This window comes from Trichocoleus sp. DQ-A3 (assembly GCF_039961975.1).
Lineage (GTDB): Bacteria > Cyanobacteriota > Cyanobacteriia > Cyanobacteriales > FACHB-T130 > FACHB-T130.
The window spans coordinates 62,252-84,107 of record NZ_JAMPKC010000015.1 but is presented as its reverse complement, the minus strand read 5'-3'; the positions used below and the strand labels follow the sequence as shown (position 1 = coordinate 84,107).

Genomic DNA, 21,856 nt, shown 5'->3' with positions numbered 1-21,856 from the left:
ATCAGTAGTAATCTGTCAAAACAATTTTGATAGTTTGTTCCAGGCGCAATTAGTCGCGTCTGGAACTTAGGAACTCATTCAGTTACACGAAAGCCGTATCTAGAAGGCAAAGCTCAAGATAAGATTGGCGGTAATCCTACCTGCCTTGGCTCTACAAACTTGCCATTAAATCCCATTGCTTTATCTTCGATTGTTCTTCCTTCAGCTACCGCGCGGCGAATTTCTGCACGTTCCATGTCATCATCAACACCACCCAGCAAGTAAATAATTAATCTAGCGGCTAAGTCTTTTCCGGCAACTGAAACGCGCTTTTTATTCGGATCGTACAAAACGCCATACCAAAGAGAATCAGGAGACTCCATGCCGCTGAAACCATCATCCGCATCGTATTTCTGAAGCTTTTCAAAAATAGTTTTTAGCGAAAATCCCTTTTTAAAAACCAGAATTCCTAAAGCTTGAGCTAAGGCAACTTGCCCAACTGGACGGAAAAGTATATTTCCTTCCCCCCCACCTTTCTCAAAATTGAAGCGGCGCATTTCCGGGGTTTCTGCACCATTTTCTAGCCTTTGAAAGCTGAGCAGAGTTGTTAAATAGTCGAAAAGTTGCTTAAATTCCTCAATTCCCTCCTCAAGTTCTCCATCATCAGGGCGCATCGGAATTAACCCTTTTTTCCCCACAGGTTTCCACTTGGGAAATTTGTACTCTAAATAACGCTCAGACATTTCTTTAAGCGCTTGCAGGGTAGTTAAAACGGTTGACTTAGCGGCAACTGTTGCACTATCCCAATTGACGCGGGGATTGCGCCCGTCAATATCTTTTAATAGAGGATGGGTGACAGCAACTTTTCTGGCAACAATTGAAAATGCATCATCTTCATCTAGCTGTGCCATCTGACCTTTACTTAAAGGTACTGCCATGAGATTTACATGGACAAAGATGGATCTCACTCGTCGTCGTGCCTGTTCCCGCGTCTCTCCAGTCACGACTGCTGAAATAAATTCAATGCCTATCTTTTCTTTGGCTAAGTTTTGCAAATAAGCCGGGTCTATCTGATAGTTCTGTCTGAGATCGTCAATTGTAATAACAGCTCCTGAAGGCTTTTTATCTTTTTTATATCGTGGAAGTTTACCTGTTTGAAGTAACTCCATTAAACCCTGCACGCCCATCAGTCGATGTTGACCATCTAAGGCAAAAATCGTGACATCTGGGCAAACGTTTAACAACCCTACTTTGCCGTCTTTATCTAGTGCCATAAAATCAGCAGCAGATTTAATCGCCCGTCCGCTTGCATCCCACTCGGCAGCATTAGGATTGTCTACCCAAGGTTGATTGACAACTACTAGAACTGGCGGGAATTTGTGAGTTTTTCGAGCTGCTAAATACTGCGTCAAGGGCGCTTGACGCGACCAATCTAGGGGTCGTTGCTGAATCTCCTCAATACTCTCGGCGTCGATTTCCACATTGTCTTTTTCCGGGTCGAATTTTTGCCGGAAAAGCGGCAGGCGAGACGCGAAGCGAACGCGACTGGCAAACCACTCCAGGGTTGCCGAACCGATATAAGCCTCGGTGCCGCCCATTTCTATCTTCTGAACCAGGAATTGGTCGTTCCGCGCCAGATATCTATCTAAAAGGAGCGCGATCGCTTGTTTTTCTTGGTTTTCCCGTTCCAAAATCTGGCTGGCAAGGTCAGTTGTGGGGTTGCTGGGGCTGTTCATAGGCAGATTTACCGGGGAATTTAGCTAATTTTTAAAAACTATCAGTCAAAACTTGTTGTGTCAAATTAAGTTTTTAAAAACTTTATGTATACTGAGATTGTGTCTAAAACTAAATAAGGCTGGGTATTTATGCTTACCCCCTCCTTTGAGTACGTTTTGCCTGTGATTCGAGGAATTCAGGCAGGGCGAGAATACTACGTTTCGATGTGTCCGGTGCGATTTATCCCAAAGCTGTTCCCGTTGGACGATGGGGAAATGCCGCCGGAAATGAGGACAAAGCGATCGCTTAACCGCACCCGCGTGCCAGAAATTGCCCGATATATTTTGAACAATCCGACTAACTACATTTTCTCGGCAATTACGGCATCGATTGACGCGGATATCACTTTTGAACCGATTGGAACAGAGACAGAAGCGCGGAAGATTGGACGCTTGAAAGTGCCTATGGATGCGCGTTTTGCCATCCATGACGGGCAACATCGACGGGCAGCGTTGGAAATGGCGCTGAAAGAAAATCCCGAACTGGGGTATGAAACGATCGCGGTTATCTTCTTTTTAGATATAGGTCTAAAGCGATCGCAGCAGATGTTTATTGATTTAAACCGCTATGCAGTCGATGCCGATCCATCGCTAAATATTCTTTACGATCATCGGGACGAGAAAACAAACTGGGTGCGGTCAGTTGTCAACCAAGTCCAGGTTTTTAGAAACCTGACGGATACGGAACGCAGTACGCTGCCTACTCGCTCCGGCAAGCTATTTACTCTCAACAGCATCTATAATGCTACTCTTGCCCTGCTAACGGATCGCCAGGAGACTGAACAGCAGATTGAACGAGCAGTCCATTACTGGAATGCAGTTACTCGCTATATCCCAGCATGGGAGCAAGTTCTACACGGGAAGGTCAGCGCAGGCGAAATCCGGCGGGATTACGTGCATAGTCACGCGATCGCGATCGCTAGTTTAGGCGCTGTTGGAGCAAGTTTGCTGTCGCTTTATCCGGAAAACTGGGACTCACATCTAGAAGGTTTGCAACAAATCGACTGGTCGCGCTCTAACCCTGATTGGGAAGGGATAATTATGTCTAGTGGTGGGATTTCTAAATCCCGCACCAGTGTCACTCAGATGAGTGCTTATATTAAAAAGCACCTGAATTTGCCGCTGACACCAGAAGAGGAAAGGTTAGAGAATGCCCGTTTAAGAAGGAGGGGGGAATAAGTGCAATCTAACAGCGATCACTTACATCCATCCCAGTTCAGCTTTGACTACCTTAACTGCATCTGCTACAGCGCTTGCTCCCCATGCTATTTTCTTATTTTGAATGTTCTGTTTGGGGTTGACCCTAATGACATTATTCTGCCAAAGCCTACTATCTCTTGACCAATCCAGCTTTGCCAATTGCGAGACTTTTTTATGATTAAAAGAATGACTTTTTGGCTCATAAGCACAGTACAGTAATCGCCCCAAAATTTCTACTCCAACACTCACACCTAGTAGACAATTGTCCTTAAAGTCAATTACTTCGTTAAGGGTTAATTTTTCAACGTTGGTTTCATGAAAATACCGAGTATACTTACATTCACTGAAAAACTGATTAAAACATTTAGCCAAAAAATCAGCGTGTGTTTCAACGTCGTATTTTTCAAGTTCATCGTTAGGATTATCAGTAAATGCACAACTAACAGATGTAGCGATATATTTAGTTGTATAGATTAATTTTTCATTTCTACCAGGAGCTTTATTGAATTTATCAGTCTTATTTTTAAACATCAAAACGTTATTAATTATTTTCTCTGTAATCTTATGCCTAACAGAATCGCTAAATGATGATAAGAAAGTTTGATTAACTGGTTTTGCTTGAGCCAAATCTAGAAAATCGGTTTGACACTGCTTGAAACTTCCTTCTAAAACTACTGTAATGGGAAAAGAGTCATGACCAATTAAATTGCTATTTCTATTTATGTCCTTAATTGCTAGACTACGGTGTTGTCCATCAGTGATATCTAATTTGACATTATGCGGAATAACTACTATACAAAGTCCTCTTCCCAGTTCTTCTACACTAATTTGTTCGGGAGCAACATTAGCCGTCAGGCTGCCAAGAATCCAGGGTTTATTTTGCGTAGCATTTTCAACAATATACTGTTTGATTTGTTCAGCATGGCCTTTTACCTCTGGGCGATGTTTACCAGACTTAGGATCGTTGCCAACGGATGGCCTTTCTTGAAGAAGAGTAGGCAATTCATTAGCAGGAGCATTGATCTGTATCATTGTGCGTTTCCCCTGGTAGAAAATTAGCCCTAGATAGCATCTGTGAGGATGATATTTGGCAAAATACGACTCAAAATGCTCTTTAAGTGACATATAAATAAATAAAATCATGAGGCAACATATTCACTTATCATAATCATAAGTTAATAGCAAAATAAATGAGGAAAATACGGAGTTTAAAATATGACCCAAAACCAACAGATGGCAATATTTCCACCACGGACTGTTGAGGAGTTAGTTGAAGACATACAAATGCTAACTCAAGAAATCCAAGAGTTATATTGTTTGGATGAAATACCTTGGGTAATTGGATATAGCGGTGGCAAGGATTCAACCGCAGTCTTGCAGCTAATCTGGAATGCAATTGCTGCTCTTCCCTTAGAAAAACGAACAAAAAATATTGATGTTATTACTACGGATACGCTGGTAGAAAATCCCATTGTATCAGCCTGGGTTAATAAATCAATTGAGCAGATGAAGGTGTCTGCTCAAGATCAAAAAATGCCAATAGTTCCTACTTTATTGAAACCAGAGCTGACAGAAACATTCTGGGTTGGTCTGATTGGTAAAGGCTATCCAGCGCCTAGAGGTAAATTTCGCTGGTGTACTGAACGACTGAAAATTAATCCATCCAACCGTTTTATTCGGGATCTCATCCGAACCAGTGGTGAAACTATCCTTGTCTTAGGTACTCGAAAAGCTGAAAGCACTAAACGTGCTTACAGAATGAAAAAAATGGAAGCCAAGCGGGTACGCGATCGCCTTAGCCCCAATATGAATTTGCCAAACTCCCTAGTTTACAGCCCTATTGAAGACTGGCGTGATGATGAAGTTTGGCTTTATCTGATGCAGTGGTCAAACCCTTGGGGATACAGCAACAAAGACTTATTCGCGATGTACCGAGGTGCTAGCGCTGATAATGAATGTCCCTTGGTTGTCGATACTTCCACCCCTAGTTGTGGCAGTTCTCGTTTTGGGTGTTGGGTTTGCACGATGGTTACTCAAGATAAATCGCTGACGGCGATGATTCAAAATGACGAAGAGAAAGAGTGGTTACAGCCTCTGCTCGATTTTCGTATTGAATTGGATGTTGAAGATAGTCGGGATCGACGTGATTTTCGACGTAGAAAAGGTAATGTCCAACTCTATGAGCGAAATTTAGATGGGCAAATATCCGTTGAGCCTATTCCTGGCCCCTATACTAAAGAAGCGCGGGATCATTTACTAAGGCGACTTCTCACTGTTCAAACTGAAATTCGCCGCAAAGCACCTGAAGATATGCACGATATCACCCTAATAACCTGTGAAGAGTTAAGTGAAATTCGTCGCATTTGGTTAGAAGAAAGACACGAATTTGATGACAGCTTGCCGCGTATTTACGAAGAAGTCACAGGCGAATCGTTCCAAGACATTCGTCCTGGTGCTGAGAGGAAACTCCTAGGCAGTGATGAGTGGGAAGTGCTACAAGAAATCTGCAATGATGAAATGCACCTAGAACTGATGGCGAAACTGCTAGATACAGAACGTCAATTTCATGTCAAATCGCGGCGCGGCGTTTACGAAAAACTGGATAAATGCTTTGAAAGCAGTTCTCGATCGAAAGAGGATGCAATTCAAAATGCCCACGATCAGCGCGAATTGAAAAACGCTGTTGTAGAAGGCGATATTGATAAAGTGAAACAGCTAAGTTGGGCAAGCATGAAATTTCCACCGCCAAAAGCAGATGACGCTAATGAATAAGTGCTGTTTATTCCCGATTACCCATTAGCCGTTACCGATTACCTATTCTCAATAAGCTGTGATATTCCTCGAACTCGTCCTGCAAAACTTCGGCCCTTATCTGGGGCGACAAGTCATCAACCTCCGCCCCGAAACGGATGAAAATACCCGCCCAATTATCTTAATTGGAGGCATGAACGGCGGCGGTAAAACGACCCTGATGGACGCCATTCGCCTTGCTTTATACGGTTCTCGCGCCCAATGTTCTACACGCGGCAACTTAAGCTATAACGACTTTCTTACCCAGTCAGTCAACCGCAACACCCCACCCACAGAAAAAGCCAGAATTGAATTAGCTTTTGAAGTCATTCAAGACGACAAACCCACTACTTTAAGAATTGTCAGATATTGGGAAAAAGAACCTAAAGACGGTAAAGACACTTTAGGGATTCTTGTTAAAGATGAATGGCCCGATAAAGCCCTTGCTAACACCTGGGACGAATACATCGAGAACCTGCTACCCCTGGGAATTTCTAATTTATTTTTGTTTGACGGCGAACAGGTAAAAGAACTTGCCGAATTAGACACTCCACCCCCCTTAGTGGTCGGGGCAATTCAATCGCTATTAGGCTTAGAACTCTCAGAACGTCTATCCGCCGATTTAGATATCCTCGTTAGCCGTAAGCGCAAAGAAATTGCTAGCGCTAAAGAACTCGCTACCTTAGAAGAAATTGAACAAAGACTTAATGTACAAAAAGATGAATTAGAAGCTGCAACCCAAGAAGTAGGTTCTTTGCGAAATAACTTAGATAGGTCTGAAGAAAAGCAGCGTGAAGCCTCTGAAAAATTTCTCTACGAAGGCGGGAAAATTGCGAGCGATCGCAACCGTCTAGAAAAACAAAAAGACCATTTCACAACCCAAGCAGAAAAGGCGCGGGAAGCGCTGCGAGAATTAGCTGCTGGTAGCTTTCCTCTCACTTTAATTTCTCCCCTGCTGGAACAAGCTAAATCCCAAGCGGAAAAGGAAAGCCGTCAACAACAGAAAAAAATCGCACGGGATGTTTTGATAGAACGAGACTATCGCCTCCTAAATTATATTGAAGAGTTGTCATTAGTTTCCGAGCAACTTGACAAAATAAAATTCTTCCTAGAACAAGAAAATCAACAACTTGAGCAAGAAATTACCGCCAATGAAAGTCCCTGGTTATTAGCAGAACCAGAAGAAATCAAGGAACTGGATAACTTCTTAAGTTTTGGCATAAATACTGCTAATTTTAGAGCCAAAGAAAAACTAGAAGAACTAGAAAACCTAGAAATTGAGATAGATGCTCTCGATAGACAGATAGCCGCCGCAGCTTCTCCAGAAGCGTATCAACAATTACAAGACGCTGTTAGAGAAGCGAATAATGCAGTCGCAAAAGCTCAAGTTGCTCATGAAATGGCTACCCGCCGTTGTGAAGAATTAATGAGAGCGATCGCTAAAACCAAAAAAGAATTAGCAGACTATAGCGAAGACAATATCAAGCTAAAAAATAATCAGCACATTATTGCCTCCGTCGCCAAAGTCCAAGCGACTCTAAAGCTATTTCGGGAAAAATTAACCCTGAAAAAACTGAATAAATTAGAAATAGAAGTAACCGAGTGTTTCCGCTATCTGCTGCACAAATCCGACTTAGTGCATCGCGTAGCCATTGACACTCAAACCTTCAGCCTTTCTATCTACGATCCGCAGGGACAACCCGTACCAAAGCATCGCCTCTCAGCCGGAGAAAAACAATTACTTGCGATCGCTTTCTTATGGGGATTAGCACGAGTCGCCGGACACCACTTACCTGTAGCAATCGACACACCGCTGGGGCGACTAGATTCTTCTCACCGACAGAATTTAGTTGAGCGATATTTTCCCTCTGCGAGTCATCAGGTGATTCTATTATCCACCGATACTGAGGTTGGCAAAACTGAAGCCGAAAGGTTGCGAGAATTGGATGCGATCGCTCACGAGTATCTGCTGAAGTATGACACAAGCGATCGCCAGACAACCGTAGTACCCGGTTATTTCTGGTGATCTCACAATTCTATGTGAGTAAAGAGGGCGAATAGAATTCGCATCTACGCCAACCCCCCTTACCCCCCTTCTTCCGAAGGGGGGCAGAAGTTGCTTCGCATTTATTCAACTAAACCCGCCTACGCGGGTTTCAGAAGTCCGCGTAGGCGGACTTTGTTTGTGTAGCCGCGATTTCTAATCGCCAGGTATATTTGCTTTTACAACCCATTAAGGAATACTAGATTCAGCCGAAGCATTACATATCCATCAACTCGTAGTTTCTCTGTAAATCCAGTAACTTCACTCTAGCTTCGCCCGCATTATCTGCTAAGTCAGCAAACTCTACAAATCGCCGCAATTCCTTTCTTAATAAATTGCGTTCTACTTCCAAAGTTTCCCGATCTAACTCTGGTGGCAGCACAATCATGTCAAATAAAGTGGCACGTTGTTTACCTGGGTGAGGGCGCAAAATTCGTCCTCGACGCTGAATAAATTGGCGCGGATTGCTGCTACTAGCTAAAATTACAGCATTCTGAATTGCTGGAATATCGACACCCTCATCTAGACACCGAATCGCCACCAAACCTTGTAAATCTCCCGACTCAAATTGACACCGCAAATTTTCTCTTTCTGATAATGGAGTTTGGGCAGTGTAGGTGTTTATTCGGTATCCCAATTCATCTCCCAAAATTTTAGCAACGGCTTTCAATTGGCGCGTGCTTTCTACCGAACCATCTCCGCAATAAAATAAAGTGTGCGTCGTGTCCAAGCGTCTACTCATTAACTCGCGCAAAGCAGTTAACTTGTTGGTAGCAGCACCAATTAATCTCGCCCGTTGCATCAACAACGGCTTGAGTTTTTCCTGGTCTTCCCAACTGCCTTTAATAGCACCGTTCTCGCGTTCTTGGAACAACAGCGCCCTGCCAATCCTAGCGGTTAATTTTACATAAGCACGGGCTTCTGCCTCTGTTAGTTCTACCAGGATAGGGTAGTACAAATAATGCACCAACGCCCCCTGTTGAATTGCATCTTTCAGCGTAAATTCCGGCTCTAAAACTCTGCCAAAATAATCAAATAAAGATTGCGTTCCTTCATCATCAAAATACCGTTCCGGTGTTGCCGAAAGCGCCAGTCTTAACCCCACCTTAGAAGGCAAACTCTTCTCCAACTGCCTTGCACCGAGATTATGCGCTTCATCTCCTACAATTAGCGTTTTGTCTGGAAAATATTTAAGTTGAGATTGCAATCCTTCACTCATCAAGGTGGCATTTGTTGTAATGAGTGTGAGAAACCGTTGATTGCCAGAACGCAGATTGTAGAGTTGCGTTGATAGCTGACTCTGCCAGTTGCGTACATTCTCAAAAGCTAAAACTGGCTGTAGTCCAAATTTCTCGCATTCTCGCGCCCACTGTGTCACCAGATGTCGGTAGGGACACACTACCAGCAACACTTGCAAGCCAATTTGTTGATAGAGTGAGGTAGCGATCGCTAGCGCCGTAATCGTCTTTCCACTCCCCGTCGCCATCTTCAGCGTTCCTCTGCCTTGATTGGCAAACCAGCTAGCAACCGCTTCCTGCTGATACTGTCGCAGTTGTAAAGACGCTGGTATTCTGGGGCATACTAGGGGTATTTCATGCCCTTCTGAGGGATGCAGATGGTAGGTTCCCTTAGAAGCAGCAACTGCTAAAAGTCTGTTAATCGGTTGCAGGTCATACTCTACTGGCGAAGCTACGCGAGCAGATTGCTCTTTTGCCTGACTTTCGACTTTATAAACGCCCTTTGACGACAACTTCACGCGCCACTACCCCTGCCATTCAAGTTGTTGATTTATTTTATGGGTTTAGGGGAGTAATCGGGTGCGATCGCTATTTATCTACCCAGCATTTATCTACCCAGCGAACTTAAGTATTACTACACCAAAATCGTTGCTTACTTAACTTAAAAATCATTTACCTGGACGCATAGATCCCCATTCTTAAAATATAGGTCAATACGCATTAAATTTCAGTAATATTTGATACAACCTCGCTTGAGTTCCTCATTTCAAGTAGAGACACTTTCATGTTCTATCGCTACGGTTCCTTCGCTAAAAAAATAAGCACCCACTTCAAACAAAAAGTGAGTGCTTTCCACAAGTCAACCCGGAAAAAGTCTTTCTTTGACTAATTGCCTTTTGCCTGAATCAATAAGCATCCTGCAACTCGTAAAAATCAGGCGAGACATAATCCTTCCGCAACGGATAGCCTACCCAATCTTCCGGCATCAAAAGCCGCTTCAGGTTCGGGTGTCCTTCATAGACGATGCCATACATATCAAAAGCTTCCCGCTCTTGCCAGTCTGCCGTCTTCCAAATCCAATATACCGAAGGAACTCTAGCGTCATCTCGCGGCAAAAACACCTTCAGCCGCAGTTCCTCCGGTCTGTCAGCATTGTCGCTCACTTGGATTAGATGATAGAAGCTAACCAATTCCTCTCCCGGCCCCGCATCATATCCACCTTGACACTGGAGGTAGTTAAATCCGTAAGCGTAGAGAGCTGTAGCAATCGGAATCAAGAAGTCCCGGTCAACTTTGATGATCTCAACATCACTGCGATCGCGTTCTAGTTCCTGATGCTCAAAACCGTTTTCCTTCAACCAAAGGGAAACCTTACCCGCTTCCACAATTTGGGATTCTGCTTGGGGTTCCCCTGAAGATTCTGCTGGGGATTCTGCTTCAGCCACGAGGTTCCTCCTGTTTTTCTGCCGTCAACAGTGCTGGTGCTACAGGCATACCCATCGCTGCCGCCAGCTCTTGCGGCGGAGTTTGGCGAGTAGCCAACTGTAAATACTTGCCATCGTGGATGGTTTCTACAGCTTGCATCTTGTGAGTGGTGCTGTAATAGCGATGGATTTGCTGAAACTGATCCCGCTCTTGGATAGAATCGTTCCCGATTTTCTTCCGCAGTTTAATGATCGCATCCATGATCGCTTCCGGACGTGGGGGACATCCAGGCAAATAGACATCGACAGGAATCAGCTTATCCACACCCCGCACCGCAGTCGGGGAATCAGCGCTGAACATCCCGCCAGTAATCGTGCAGGCTCCCATTGCAATCACGTACTTGGGATCTGGCATCTGCTCATAAAGGCGCACCAGAGCCGGTGCCATCTTCATGTTAATCGTGCCAGCAGTAATAATTAAATCTGCTTGCCTAGGGCTAGAACGGGGGACTAAACCAAATCTGTCAAAGTCAAACCGGGAACCAATCATCGCTGCCACTTCGATGAAGCAGCAGGCGGTTCCAAACAACAGAGGCCACAGGCTGGAAAGCCGCGACCAGTTGTAGAGGTCGTCAACCGTTGTCAGGATGACATTTTCAGAAAGTTCTTGAGTAACAGAAGGTCGCTCAATCGGGTTAAGGATCTTCTCTTTCTGCTGCGCCTCAAAGGCAGCAATATCACTGTTACCGTTAGATTTCATGACCATTCCAAGGCTCCTTTGCGCCACGCATAAACAAGAGCAACTACAAGAATTGCAATAAAGACCAAAGCTTCAATAAACGCCAGTACACCTAGACGATTGAAGGCAACGGCCCACGGATACAGGAAAACAGTTTCCACATCAAAAATGACGAAAACCAGCGCAAACATGTAATAGCGGATGTTGAACTGAATCCAGGCTCCCCCAATCGGTTCCATGCCAGATTCGTAAGTGGTGCGCCGCTCTGGACTACTACCACTGGGCCGCAGGAGCTTGGAGGCAGTCAGCGCCAAAATCGGCACCAGACTGGAAGCTAGCAAGAAGCCTAAAAAATACTCATACCCACTGAGGACAAACACGATCTTGTACTACCACTCAGATGAAAGGACGGCTGTTATTACTTCTTCACATTTATACATTATAAAGCGCCTGCCTCTGCCAAAGTTGCTAGTGGCGGGGCAGCGAACGTCGATCATCGATACTGTTTTCTGATTGACCCGTTCAGCTTTTCTAGTCAAGGCTCCTACTGAAGCGGACAACGTTACTGCTAGCGAGGGATGACAGCGAAGTCCTCTCCTCAAGGCAGAGGCAAGCTAAACAATATTAAGAAAATCCCCTACTTATGGCATAATTTTTAACATACATTTTAAGATTGGCTTCTCAATTTCATCTTGAGCCATGAGCAATCAAGCCGTCGATGCCCAACCACTAGATCGCTATGAATGTCGCGCCTGTGGCTACATTTATGAGCCGACTAAAGGTGATAGTAAGAGTAACGTTCCCTCAGGGACATCCTTTGAAGAATTGCCAATAGATTGGCGCTGTCCAATTTGTGGGGTGCGAAAAACACAGTTTCAAAACATTGGCGTTGTAGGCTCACCCTCTGGATTCAAGGAAAATCTGAGCTATGGTCTAGGCGTTAACCGTTTAACCCCAGGACAGAAGAATCTTCTCATTTTTGGGGCATTAGCCTTGGGCTTCTTGTTCTTTATCAGTCTCTATGGTTTGCAATAAAACCAGCCTCAGCTTGCAACAGCTAAAGCGAATCCCCGCCGCATTCGCTGGATTAACACTCGTATAGTAGAAGATTTGCACGCACCAGTTCTGGATAGTATGAATTTATTTGTGAGAAAGCTGAAACAAATTGCAATATTGTTGGCAGTTGTCCTCTTTTGCGCCAGTTGCAGTCAAGTTCCTTCCGTGAGCAACAGCCCCTGGCACGCCATTTCTCTACCAACACAAGCAAACTTACAGGATCTCGCTTTTACGGGCGACCCCAATCATGGCTGGGTTGTGGGGAGTGACTCCACACTTTTGGAGACAACCGATGGCGGCAAGACTTGGGAGCCAAGAAACCTAGAACTGGGAGATCGGCAATACCGCTTTACTGGCGTAAGTTTTGCCGATCAAGAAGGCTGGATTACAGGCGAACCCTCTATCTTGCTCCACACCACAGATGGGGGAAAATCTTGGACTCGCATCGCGCTGAGTAACAAGTTACCGGGGGCACCCAATAAAATTGTGGCACTCGGTCCGAACTCCGCTGAGATGAGCACCAACGTTGGAGCAATTTATCGCACTCAAGACGCAGGACAGACTTGGAAAGCAATGGTGCAGGAAGCGGTGGGCGTTGTCCGCAATATGTCTCGCTCTCCCGATGGCAAATATGTTGCGGTGTCTGCCAAAGGTAACTTCTACTCCACTTGGGAGCCTGGTCTAGATGCCTGGGTTCCCCATAATCGGAATAGCTCCCGAAGAGTGGAGAATATGGGGTTTGCACAAGATGGTCGGCTGTGGATGCTGGCGCGGGGCGGTCAGCTACAATTTAGCAGTCCTGAAAAGCCAGACGAGTGGGAAGAAGCACAATATCCAGAGGTATCCACCAGTTGGGGTTTACTCGATTTGGCATACCGGACACCTGAGGAAGTTTGGGTATCAGGAGGCAGTGGAAATTTGCTGCGGAGTCTGGATGGCGGCAAAACTTGGGAAAAAGCTCGCGAGATAGAGGATATCCCTTCCAATCTTTACAGGATTATGTTTCTAACACCCCAGCAAGGATTTATCATAGGTCAGCGAGGTGTTTTGTTGAAATACGAAGGTTCGTCGCAAGCGGCTTGAAGAGGAAAGCAAGATTATTGTCATACAACTAATGCTTTGCTTGTGACTCTCTACCGAGTTTCGTATCATAATTAAGTTAGCTTTTAATTGTTGTCAGAGGAGGAATCTGAATGGCTGGTACAACTGGAGAGCGTCCATTTTCGGACATTATTACAAGCGTTCGTTACTGGGTAATTCACAGCATCACCATCCCTGCATTATTTATTGCAGGCTGGCTATTTGTTAGCACAGGTCTTGCATACGATGCCTTTGGGACACCCCGCCCCAACGAGTATTACACCCAAACTCGGCAGGAAGTGCCGATTGTTCAAGATCGCTTTGAATCCAAGCAACAAATCGAGGATTTTATAAAATAAGCGGGCAGTCTCTAGACATCGCTGGGTGTGAAAATAAAAGCACCTATTTGTGTTAGGCTTGCCGGGGCAATTTTGGCTGGATTTGATGCAAAAAAGGGATTAAAAGTACCGCATCAATTCGGCTCTAAAGAGCGAACGGGAATCCAGTTTGATACATCGGTAGTGAAGTACCGTAGGTATACGGAAGTGTTTGGAAAAAGAATCACCTCTAGCTGGTTGGAGGAGACTTCAAAGGGTCAGTAGGCTCAATATAGGTTTACGAAGCCCTTTTTGCAGGAAAAGCCTTCCCGTTACGGTACGAAAAGTCCCATTTCTATCAAAAGAATTGGGAGTGTCAACAAGTAAGTCGTTTAAAAGAGGTGGCAAAACATGACTACTAATACGCCCAATCAGCCAGTTTCATATCCCATTTTTACCGTTAGATGGCTAGCGGTTCATACGCTGGCTGTCCCAACAATCTTTTTCTTGGGCGCGATCGCTTCTATGCAATTTATTCAACGATAGGAGAAACCTAATTATGCCAGAACGGAGTCCAAATCCCAATAATCAACCAGTTGAGTTAAACCGTACTTCTCTTTACTTGGGCTTGCTACTGGTTTTTGTCCTTGGTATCCTGTTTTCCAGTTATTTCTTTAACTAACTGGGCTTGACTGCATCATTTTTAAGTTTAATTAGGAGGGAAAAGCTGTGTCTGGAAGTGGAAGAATCCCGTTGTGGATTGTAGCTACCGTCGCTGGTCTGGGCGCGATCGCTGTGCTAGGTGTTTTCTTCTATGGTGCCTACGCTGGTCTAGGCTCCTCTTTGTAGAGAAAAGCTGGGTAATCAACTAGATTTGAGAGAACTCTCATCAAATCATCAAAAAAAACCGCCTCTCTGACTAGAACAGGCGGTTTTTTCCATTGCCCAACTAATGCCCAGCTAAAGTTAAATTCCCGTTGGATCTTCGTGTTCAATGTAAAGAAACAAGAAGGCCATCGCGACAGCCGGGAAGATCAAGCCAGTTAGCGGCACTAGGATTGAGGGTAAGAATGAAGCTCCCATCTTTAAATTTCCTATTTTAATGAAACAGCTTTCGTAATTGAATTTACAGTGAATTGGTAGCCAAAAACCGAATCATAAAAATTTTTAACAAGCGCCTAATCCGCAAACTCATCTAGCGACCAGTTGGGCAAATCGGGGGGAATAACTATACGGTCAACAGTTACTTTATGGCTCTCTCGTTGGGTATAAGTATCAACCGCGACAGCTTCAAAACGGATTTCTACGCTCCCAAATGGCACAGTTAGTTGAGTCGTTGCCTCTAGGGATTCTAAACCAGTAGGGATAAAATCGACTAGCCACCGGGGGCCATCCAGCAGCGATCGCGTTTGGCGGTCATGCACCCACAGCTTGACATAGAGCCGGGGGGACTCAGATCGCAACGTCAGGCGGACAGCCAACGGTTGTCCGGCAATCAGTTCGCCTTCGGGTAAAACTAGCTCAGGCTCTGGCACGGGTTCCTCGTCCAGCGACGATGGCTGCGGTTCTGGGGGAACCCCCCGCCCCGCATTGGCAAAACGCGATCGCCCTGGTTGTACCCCCCTAGAGGAAGCTTCTCGCGAGCCATACCCGCCTCGCCCACTGGTGCTGGGAGGGAGTTCAGAAGGATCATCGTCTACCACAATTTCTCGCTCTGTCCAGTTAACCGCAGACTCTGCCATCGATAAAACGTTCTTAGCCATCTCAACTGGGTTCTGCGGAGTTGCTGGCAGTTGACCAGAGGCGGCTCCCACCTCTTGGGAATTGTTCGTTGCATCGCTGGCAATACCGCCATCTTCACCCAATTCTTCCTCCAACTCTGGGAGGGGAGGTTGTTGGTCAAGCAATAGTGCTACAAGTTCCCAGTCTGTCGGCATTTGTGGCAAACGGTCATCCGTTTCCCCCTGCGGCTCGGCGGCAGTTGCTTCGGTGCCATCCGCAACGTCACCATCCGCAACGTCACCATCCGCAACGTCAGTGTCTTCGCTGCCCTCGGTCAGGTCTGCTGAAGGCTCTGCTTCCTCGGTAGATTCCTCCTCCGTTGCAAATACCTCTTCCGGTTGCAGCCATGCTGAAGATTCCTCATCCGTTGCCAGGTCGTTCAACCGGGACAAAAAACGATCTTGCAGCTTCAGGGTCGCAAAAGCCGTATCTAAGGGCGATGCTTGAGAGTCAGCGGAGGGATGCGCTTCTCTTTGTTCGGCGGAGTGTTCAGCGGAGTGTTCTGCTCCCTCGATATCAGAAGCATCTTCAACACCTACGTCCTGCTGACTATGCAAATCTGTATCGGCATCAGCGCTGGCATCTGTTCCATCGGGTTCCTCCGAACGCTGCCAAGTCTGAGCTAAGTGATTCAATAAATTATCAAATAACTGCTCTACATCAGGCGCAGCCCCTTCAGGAGGGGCGGTATCAAGAGGTTGGGAAGGATTTAGGGAAGAAGATTTATCTTCTTCTTTCGCAGCGGATGTGTCGCCATTCTCGATGCGCTCGGTTGCAGGCATCGCATCAGAAATCACCGGAAGTTTAAGCGATCGATTAACTGGATTGGCAGGATCGGGTCGATAAAGTTGCGGGGGAAGGGATACCACCGGCGGAGGTTCAGAAGTCACTGATGTATTGCGATCGCCCAAAGCGAGAATGTCCTCAGGCTCATCGCTATCGGGTGCCTCCCTGTTCCTTATTGCCTCAGTATCGGAAGCAATTGCTGGAAGTTCCGGGGGTTTAAGCGCTGCAATGGCAGGATCGGATTTAGCAATCTGCTCCGGTAGGGGTTTATTAGGTAAAGGTTCTAAGTGCAGCGGCGGAGTATCTTTTGCCGTTTCCACCAGATCGAGGAAAGATGAATCGATCGGGGGTGTCTCTCCTAAAAGGGAATCTAACGGCGGGTTCAATAAATTTGCGTGCTGTTTATCGTGAGCGATCGCATCGAGCAAGTCTTCCAAATCGGCGGTCACGGTAAATGAGTGAGTCACTAAGACTGTCTGAGCCTCATCGATTAACGTGACTTCTCCTAAAATCAAACGGGTTTGGCAATTTTCGGGCAGCTCTAAATTACAGCTAAAAGAAAAACTCGGCACCTGTTCGGGTATCAGCTGCTGGACATCTACCAAGATTTGTGAGTTTTGCGGATCGCGCATTTCAATTCGCAGTACGTCTGGCGGCAAAAGATGCAAATCCCTAAAACTGTCTAGGATCTCTACTTGTCCGCTGAAGGCAATCAGCTCTCCTCGACGCACGACCAGCGTCTCCCGATCGAGGGTCAGTCGGATCGGTGCTTCATCAATTTCAGGTGGCTCAGTTTCTGCTGAGTAACTTCTTCCGGCGGCAGCAAAGGAAAGCTCCGACGAGTTACTGACAGGGGGAGACGTTAAGGAATCGCGGGAAAACTCACTCTGCGGGATAGCTCCACGAGCCGTAGATGTCGGCTCAAACGCTTGCCAGACGGGATCGACGACTTCCTGTAAGATTTCGTCCACCATTTGTAGCGAGTGTTCTACGAGGCGGCTGACGGGCACTGCCGCCTTTGGAGGGGTGCGGTTGAGTGCCGTCTCCCATCTTTGTGACTCCGATGCCCCGAAAGAGAGGAATAATTCATTGACTGCTTCATCATCGTCTTCTTCCCACCCAGCATTAGTCATCGCCTCTGTCACTGATTCGTCCTCTGGGGAAGGAGGCACTGGATTCGGAAGGTCAACGTCGGCGGTGAGCGTTTCAGTGGTTGTCGGGGCAGGGTTAACGGGGCGGTCAGCGGCAGAACCTGCGGATGATTCTTGGACGGTTTCGGTGGCGACACCTACCTGGGCACTCCAAACGGGTCGCATGTGTCCAACTAAATCGACATCTGCATCTGCCGGGGTGGTTGGAAAAACCTGGAATTGAATTGCCTGCTGCCAAGTGTTGCCGAGGAAATCTGACATAATATCGCCAGAGCAGCGCAACTCCCAGCGCCCCGACTTGAGATAGGTGAAGGGAATGACCACCATCAAGCCTTCGGCGTTGGTGCGGCGCGATCGCTTCTGAAACCGCCGCTTGGGGGGAACTTCCTCAGTGCTGTCATAGGTGATGCGAATTTCCACCTCGATGTTGGGACGGCTGGAGTGAGCAACCACCCGATACCGACCTTCTTGGATTTCCACACTTGGCGTCTCTAGGGAGAGCCAGGAAGAATCACCCTCTTGTTGTATTAGAAATTGCCAGTATTCCATAGGAGGCAAGCAGCAAGCATAAAGGATGAAGTATAAAGGATGAAGTTATTAGAGGCGCGGCTGAAAGACAGTGTGACGTATTATTACACGCCAAACTTCACACTTCATACTTCATATTCTTGTTATCTTTTTACTTTAATCTGCTGCCGCAGTTCCTCGATCGTTCCTAATAATTCACTTTGAGCGATCGCACTCTGCTCTTTCGATGCCATCCACTTCAGCTTGACGGTTTGGTTCTCTGCTTCTTCCTCTCCCAAAACCAAGCAAGCGACAGCACCGCTACGGTCAGCCCTAGCGAACTGCTTTTTAAAAGCACTTCCACTCAGGTCTAGATCCACGCTAAACCCAGCTTGACGTAATTTTTGAGCTAATTGTAAAGCTTGGGATTCGGCTTTCTCGCCTCTGGAAACAATGTAAAAATCCAACGCCGGGACGGGTGCCTCTTGCAGCTGTTGCAGCAGGATGATCAAGCGTTCTAAGCCCATTGCCCAACCCACTGCTGGTGTCTTGGGTCCCCCTAGTTCTGCTACCAGCCCATCGTAGCGTCCCCCACCACAGACAGTCGCTTGCGCTCCCAGGTCGTCCGAGATAATTTCAAAGGCAATGTGGGTGTAGTAATCCAGACCGCGCACCAGACGCGGATTGAGTTGATAGGCAATCCCCAAATCAGCCAGACGGGCTTGGATTTGCTCAAAATAGCGACAAGAATCTGCACTCAGATAATCCAAGATACTGGGAGCATCTTGAACAATTTCTTGCGTCCGCCGATCCTTGCTATCGAGTATCCGTAATGGATTGCGACTCAGCCGTACCTGCGAATCCGAGTCCAACTCTTCTTTGTAAGGAGTCAGGTAATCTACCAGTGCTTGCCGGTAACGCTGTCGATCTTCAGGATTTCCTACTGAGTTAATATCCATGCGGAGATTTTTTAGACCGAGGGTTTGCAGAATATCGGTCGCGATCGCAATTACTTCTGCATCTGCCCTCGGATCGGCAGTCCCCAACACCTCTACACCCAGCTGATGAAATTGGCGCTGTCGTCCCTTCTGGGGAGCTTCGTAACGAAACATCGGTCCCAAATACCAGAGGCGCTGAATCCCACTTTTGACATCAAGAGCGTGTTCAATATAAGAGCGCACAACCCCAGCCGTTCCCTCCGGTCTCAGGGTCATGGAATAGGGATTTTCCCCCCGACTCTTGAAGGTATACATTTCCTTCCCTACCACGTCTGTGGTTTCGCCAATCCCGCGCTCAAATAGCGTCGTCAGCTCAAAAATCGGGGTGCGAATTTCTTGATAAGCCGCTCTGCTTAGAATATCCCGTGCGACCGATTCTACCCATTGCCAGTACCCGACTTCTTCGGGCAGAATATCCCGCGTTCCCCGTATCGCTTGAATGCTTCCCATTGTTTAGATTTTAGATTTTAGTGAGTGTCATGAGTTTTTCACCCCCAGGATTTTCACTTTACCCCCTTCGGGGATTGGGGGTTAGGTCATTGCAATGGCGAAAACTTCATGACACTGAAGATTTTAGATTCAATCCCATCTAAAATCCAAAATTTATTGGTTTTCCTCCTAAGGACAATAGCGCTGACTATAGTAGTCCAAAATCTGCGTGACCCATTGGCGACTCAATAAATCGGCATCTTCTGCATACTGAATCCACAAACCGCCAACTTGGCTTTGATAATAGTCGAACGATTGCCCCGAAGGCTGGGGAACCAAACCTGCGTCTACCCCTCCCACCTGACACAAATGGGCAGCAATTTCCCGATATACCGCTAAGGGTAACCCAGGGAAGCGAATTTCATACCGCAGGTTTTCTCCTCCAGTAGTCTGCACCCTTTCAACTCCTACAACAACTGAATCGTGGTCCTTGTTTAAGCTTGAGGAGAGCCATTGATTCCTGGTTTCTTAGCAGGAGCAACAGCCGTTGGTGTACCGGGTTGATCGGGCGTTGCCACTGGTTTTTCCCCAACCCGTCTGGCAACTTCTCTGCCGTATTGCTCCAGAATCACTACCGGACTAGCACCATTATTGACTTCAATCCGCTTGACTAGCACCTGTCCATTAGATAAGCGCTGTCCCACTCCAACGTAGCGACTTGGCTCGTTTGGTACCCTCACAATTGCCTGAGGTTCACCACCCACCTGAACCACTCCTGTGACTTCTACACTTCTTGCCAGGTTTGGTTCTGGTAGCGGTGGCAGTTTGGGTAGAAGTGGCGCGGGAGCAGGAATCCGAGGAGCTGTCGCAATCCGGCTACCTGGCGTTATACCGTTTCTGTTCCCTGGAGGTGTAGCGTTTCTCCTACCCGCAGTCGCCCCATTCCCATTTCTAGCACCTGGAGTGGTAGTGGGGCGTATCGTCGTCCTGCCGCCTGCGTTCCCCCGACTGCCAGCATTCCCTCCGCCTCCAGCGGTTCTGGAAGGTCTGACAGGGGGCAGGGGTGGCGGTACGGGAATCACTCGACGCCCAGGAGTCAAACCCTGAGGAGGAGCTACACCAGGGGCCGGAAACGGAGGGGGAGGCGAACCCGAACCCGTCTCGTTTGGTGTCACTTCCACAATTGGTTTCAGGGGAACAAGTGCAAACGGATCTTGCCGCCCTTTCTGAATTTCTCGCAGCCGCACATCAGAGTTAGTGGATGGAATCAAGCCGGAAAGCCCAGGAACGTTTGGCGGTTTTGGGGGAACGATCCCACTATTGGGAGGAAATGGCGGGGTTGTTGGTGAAGCAGTAGGTACAGCAGACGGAGCGGGAACTGGAACAATGCTAGGGCTAGGAGCTACAGCCGTATCCTCTCCCTGTGAACATCCCCCCGCTAACACAGCAAGTATTCCCAAAAACGCAATCCATGAATGTTGACGCATGACCAGTCTCCCAGAGCTTTACCTGCATCCGCCCATAGAAATTCCCTGTTTGCTTTCAACAGTTCTAAATATATGCGGATAATTTATTTTATTAAATGTGTGCAAAAACACCCATCTATATATTCAGTTTACTGGACAGAGATCGATCCATCGCTTTTGTGTTCCTTATCTTCAAAGAATCGGGAATCTCAGTTTCCGGTTGTTGGAAGAATCAATCATCAATCCCAACCATTGACTTTTTCAGTGCATCCAGTCCCTTTTTGACCCGTCGAGAAACGGTCACAACACTGATATCTAAGCGTTCTGCAACTTCTTTTTGCGTTAAGTCGTGTAAGAAAACAAATTCCAAGATTTCGCGGGTTCGCTTTTCTAGCTGAACTAAAGCTTGTTGCAGGCGAAGCTGGTCTTCTTGCGCTAACTGAAAACTCCGATATTGCGGGTCTGGGACGATTTCACCTAAGCAAGTTTCACCTTCCGAACCATCCCCTAGGGGTACATCTAAACTTACAAGTTCGCGGTTTTGAAAGGCCAACTTGATTTCCTGCCATTCTGCCTGTGAAATTTCTAGCTTTGCTGCCACCTCTGAATCGGTAGGAGGTCGGTTGTACTTCTGCTGGAAATACCGCGTCAAAGAAACTGCCTGATAGTGCAGTGCTTCCCAACGGCGAGGAATGCGGAATGAGCCGCCTTTATCCCGTAAATAGTGCTGAATTTCTCCGCGAATGTAGGGGATAGCAAAGGAACTGAAGGCGTGACCCTTGGACAAGTCAAAGCGCTCAATTGCTCGAATTAAGCCTAAACAGCCGACTTGAAGCAAGTCTTCATAACTTTCTGTACACTGATTAGTCCAGTGATGTGCTTCTTTTCTCACCAATCCAAAATTCAGTTTTACCAGCTGATTGCGAACAGTATCTAAACGATTTTGCTGGTACTCTCGCAACAGCCGTAAGCTTTCATGCTTCAGTTCAGGAGTGGCAGTGCTATACATATACGAAGTTCAGTTGGTAGAGTGGCCCGGTTAAAAACGTTTGTTTCAGTTATATTCTGTTTTTGAAGTGGGTGCTGTGATACTAA

At 46.7% G+C, this 21,856-nt stretch carries 21 protein-coding genes; 9 read left to right on the top strand and 12 right to left on the bottom strand.

Going from position 1 to position 21,856, the window contains the following annotated elements:
• Positions 1–113: 113 nt before the first annotated feature.
• Positions 114–1,715, bottom strand: coding sequence for a DGQHR domain-containing protein (locus tag NDI44_RS19795; RefSeq protein WP_190411008.1), 1,602 nt, complete (start codon positions 1,713–1,715; stop codon positions 114–116).
• A gap of 129 nt (positions 1,716–1,844) precedes the next feature.
• Here NDI44_RS19795 and dndB point away from each other — a divergent pair, with 129 nt between their 5' ends.
• Positions 1,845–2,933, top strand: a complete 1,089-nt coding sequence (gene dndB / locus NDI44_RS19790; RefSeq protein ID WP_190411007.1) for a DNA sulfur modification protein DndB — start codon at positions 1,845–1,847, stop codon at positions 2,931–2,933.
• Between the two features lie 21 nt (positions 2,934–2,954).
• Here the strand turns inward: dndB and NDI44_RS19785 are convergent, their stop codons facing one another.
• Positions 2,955–4,079, bottom strand: coding sequence for a DNA sulfur modification protein DndB (locus tag NDI44_RS19785; RefSeq protein WP_277877510.1), 1,125 nt, complete (start codon positions 4,077–4,079; stop codon positions 2,955–2,957).
• A gap of 90 nt (positions 4,080–4,169) precedes the next feature.
• Here NDI44_RS19785 and dndC point away from each other — a divergent pair, with 90 nt between their 5' ends.
• Complete coding sequence (gene dndC, locus NDI44_RS19780) at positions 4,170–5,726, top strand: DNA phosphorothioation system sulfurtransferase DndC (RefSeq protein ID WP_190411005.1); 1,557 nt, start codon at positions 4,170–4,172, stop codon at positions 5,724–5,726.
• 58 nt (positions 5,727–5,784) lie between these two features.
• Positions 5,785–7,770, top strand: coding sequence for a DNA sulfur modification protein DndD (gene dndD, locus NDI44_RS19775; protein WP_190411004.1), 1,986 nt, complete (start codon positions 5,785–5,787; stop codon positions 7,768–7,770).
• Positions 7,771–8,005: 235 nt separating this feature from the next.
• Here dndD and NDI44_RS19770 read toward each other — a convergent pair whose 3' ends face one another.
• From NDI44_RS19770 to ndhC, 4 genes are all read right to left on the bottom strand, one after another.
• On the bottom strand, positions 8,006–9,403 hold the full coding sequence (locus tag NDI44_RS19770; RefSeq protein WP_242036974.1) for a DNA phosphorothioation system restriction enzyme: 1,398 nt from the start codon (positions 9,401–9,403) through the stop codon (positions 8,006–8,008).
• Between the two features lie 528 nt (positions 9,404–9,931).
• Positions 9,932–10,471, bottom strand: coding sequence for an NAD(P)H-quinone oxidoreductase subunit J (locus tag NDI44_RS19765; RefSeq protein ID WP_190411002.1), 540 nt, complete (start codon positions 10,469–10,471; stop codon positions 9,932–9,934).
• Positions 10,464–11,210 (bottom strand): photosynthetic/respiratory NAD(P)H-quinone oxidoreductase subunit K, encoded by a 747-nt coding sequence (ndhK, locus tag NDI44_RS19760; protein WP_206755316.1) that lies wholly within the window; start codon positions 11,208–11,210, stop codon positions 10,464–10,466. The genes NDI44_RS19765 and ndhK overlap by 8 nt, the downstream gene beginning before the upstream one ends.
• The gene (gene ndhC / locus NDI44_RS19755; RefSeq protein WP_190411000.1) at positions 11,207–11,569 is read right to left on the bottom strand and encodes a photosynthetic/respiratory NAD(P)H-quinone oxidoreductase subunit C; all 363 of its coding nucleotides are present in this window, start codon (positions 11,567–11,569) and stop codon (positions 11,207–11,209) included. The genes ndhK and ndhC overlap by 4 nt, the downstream gene beginning before the upstream one ends.
• A gap of 319 nt (positions 11,570–11,888) precedes the next feature.
• Between ndhC and NDI44_RS19750 the strand changes: the two genes are divergently transcribed.
• The 6 genes from NDI44_RS19750 to NDI44_RS19725 all read left to right on the top strand — a co-directional run bounded on the left by NDI44_RS19750 (position 11,889) and on the right by NDI44_RS19725 (position 14,491).
• Positions 11,889–12,224 carry a rubredoxin gene (locus tag NDI44_RS19750; RefSeq protein ID WP_190410999.1) on the top strand — a complete coding sequence of 112 codons (336 nt, stop codon included), beginning with the start codon at positions 11,889–11,891 and terminating at the stop codon, positions 12,222–12,224.
• A gap of 99 nt (positions 12,225–12,323) precedes the next feature.
• Complete coding sequence (locus NDI44_RS19745) at positions 12,324–13,328, top strand: photosynthesis system II assembly factor Ycf48 (RefSeq protein WP_190410998.1); 1,005 nt, start codon at positions 12,324–12,326, stop codon at positions 13,326–13,328.
• Positions 13,329–13,438: 110 nt separating this feature from the next.
• Positions 13,439–13,684 (top strand): cytochrome b559 subunit alpha, encoded by a 246-nt coding sequence (gene psbE, locus NDI44_RS19740; protein WP_190410997.1) that lies wholly within the window; start codon positions 13,439–13,441, stop codon positions 13,682–13,684.
• 369 nt (positions 13,685–14,053) lie between these two features.
• The gene (gene psbF / locus NDI44_RS19735; protein ID WP_190410996.1) at positions 14,054–14,188 is read left to right on the top strand and encodes a cytochrome b559 subunit beta; all 135 of its coding nucleotides are present in this window, start codon (positions 14,054–14,056) and stop codon (positions 14,186–14,188) included.
• 13 nt (positions 14,189–14,201) lie between these two features.
• Positions 14,202–14,324, top strand: coding sequence for a photosystem II reaction center protein L (locus NDI44_RS19730; RefSeq protein ID WP_190410995.1), 123 nt, complete (start codon positions 14,202–14,204; stop codon positions 14,322–14,324).
• 47 nt (positions 14,325–14,371) lie between these two features.
• Complete coding sequence (locus NDI44_RS19725; protein WP_190410994.1) at positions 14,372–14,491, top strand: photosystem II reaction center protein J; 120 nt, start codon at positions 14,372–14,374, stop codon at positions 14,489–14,491.
• 117 nt (positions 14,492–14,608) lie between these two features.
• Here the strand turns inward: NDI44_RS19725 and psaI are convergent, their stop codons facing one another.
• The 6 genes from psaI to NDI44_RS19695 form a co-directional block, all read right to left on the bottom strand.
• Positions 14,609–14,725 (bottom strand): photosystem I reaction center subunit VIII, encoded by a 117-nt coding sequence (psaI, locus tag NDI44_RS19720; RefSeq protein ID WP_190410993.1) that lies wholly within the window; start codon positions 14,723–14,725, stop codon positions 14,609–14,611.
• A gap of 95 nt (positions 14,726–14,820) precedes the next feature.
• Positions 14,821–17,910 (bottom strand): hypothetical protein, encoded by a 3,090-nt coding sequence (locus tag NDI44_RS19715; protein ID WP_199304739.1) that lies wholly within the window; start codon positions 17,908–17,910, stop codon positions 14,821–14,823.
• Between the two features lie 122 nt (positions 17,911–18,032).
• Positions 18,033–19,316, bottom strand: a complete 1,284-nt coding sequence (gene hisS / locus NDI44_RS19710) for a histidine--tRNA ligase (protein ID WP_190410992.1) — start codon at positions 19,314–19,316, stop codon at positions 18,033–18,035.
• Between the two features lie 168 nt (positions 19,317–19,484).
• Positions 19,485–19,751: a hypothetical protein gene (locus NDI44_RS19705; protein WP_190410991.1), complete on the bottom strand. Its 267-nt coding sequence runs from the start codon at positions 19,749–19,751 to the stop codon at positions 19,485–19,487.
• Between the two features lie 38 nt (positions 19,752–19,789).
• Complete coding sequence (locus NDI44_RS19700) at positions 19,790–20,782, bottom strand: hypothetical protein (RefSeq protein ID WP_190410990.1); 993 nt, start codon at positions 20,780–20,782, stop codon at positions 19,790–19,792.
• A 211-nt stretch (positions 20,783–20,993) separates the two neighbouring features.
• Positions 20,994–21,770: an RNA polymerase sigma factor SigF gene (locus tag NDI44_RS19695; protein ID WP_190410989.1), complete on the bottom strand. Its 777-nt coding sequence runs from the start codon at positions 21,768–21,770 to the stop codon at positions 20,994–20,996.
• Positions 21,771–21,856: the final 86 nt, after the last annotated feature.

Coding starts and splice junctions, on each gene's coding strand:
- NDI44_RS19795 (WP_190411008.1), bottom strand. CDS start 1,715: ATGAACAGCCCCAGCAACCCCACAACTGACCTTGCCAGCCAGATTTTG.
- dndB (WP_190411007.1), top strand. CDS start 1,845: ATGCTTACCCCCTCCTTTGAGTACGTTTTGCCTGTGATTCGAGGAATT.
- NDI44_RS19785 (WP_277877510.1), bottom strand. CDS start 4,079: ATGTCACTTAAAGAGCATTTTGAGTCGTATTTTGCCAAATATCATCCT.
- dndC (WP_190411005.1), top strand. CDS start 4,170: ATGACCCAAAACCAACAGATGGCAATATTTCCACCACGGACTGTTGAG.
- ndhK (WP_206755316.1), bottom strand. CDS start 11,210: ATGAAATCTAACGGTAACAGTGATATTGCTGCCTTTGAGGCGCAGCAG.
- NDI44_RS19750 (WP_190410999.1), top strand. CDS start 11,889: ATGAGCAATCAAGCCGTCGATGCCCAACCACTAGATCGCTATGAATGT.
- NDI44_RS19745 (WP_190410998.1), top strand. CDS start 12,324: ATGAATTTATTTGTGAGAAAGCTGAAACAAATTGCAATATTGTTGGCA.
- psbE (WP_190410997.1), top strand. CDS start 13,439: ATGGCTGGTACAACTGGAGAGCGTCCATTTTCGGACATTATTACAAGC.
- psbF (WP_190410996.1), top strand. CDS start 14,054: ATGACTACTAATACGCCCAATCAGCCAGTTTCATATCCCATTTTTACC.
- NDI44_RS19730 (WP_190410995.1), top strand. CDS start 14,202: ATGCCAGAACGGAGTCCAAATCCCAATAATCAACCAGTTGAGTTAAAC.
- psaI (WP_190410993.1), bottom strand. CDS start 14,725: ATGGGAGCTTCATTCTTACCCTCAATCCTAGTGCCGCTAACTGGCTTG.
- NDI44_RS19715 (WP_199304739.1), bottom strand. CDS start 17,910: ATGGAATACTGGCAATTTCTAATACAACAAGAGGGTGATTCTTCCTGG.
- hisS (WP_190410992.1), bottom strand. CDS start 19,316: ATGGGAAGCATTCAAGCGATACGGGGAACGCGGGATATTCTGCCCGAA.
- NDI44_RS19700 (WP_190410990.1), bottom strand. CDS start 20,782: ATGCGTCAACATTCATGGATTGCGTTTTTGGGAATACTTGCTGTGTTA.
- NDI44_RS19695 (WP_190410989.1), bottom strand. CDS start 21,770: ATGTATAGCACTGCCACTCCTGAACTGAAGCATGAAAGCTTACGGCTG.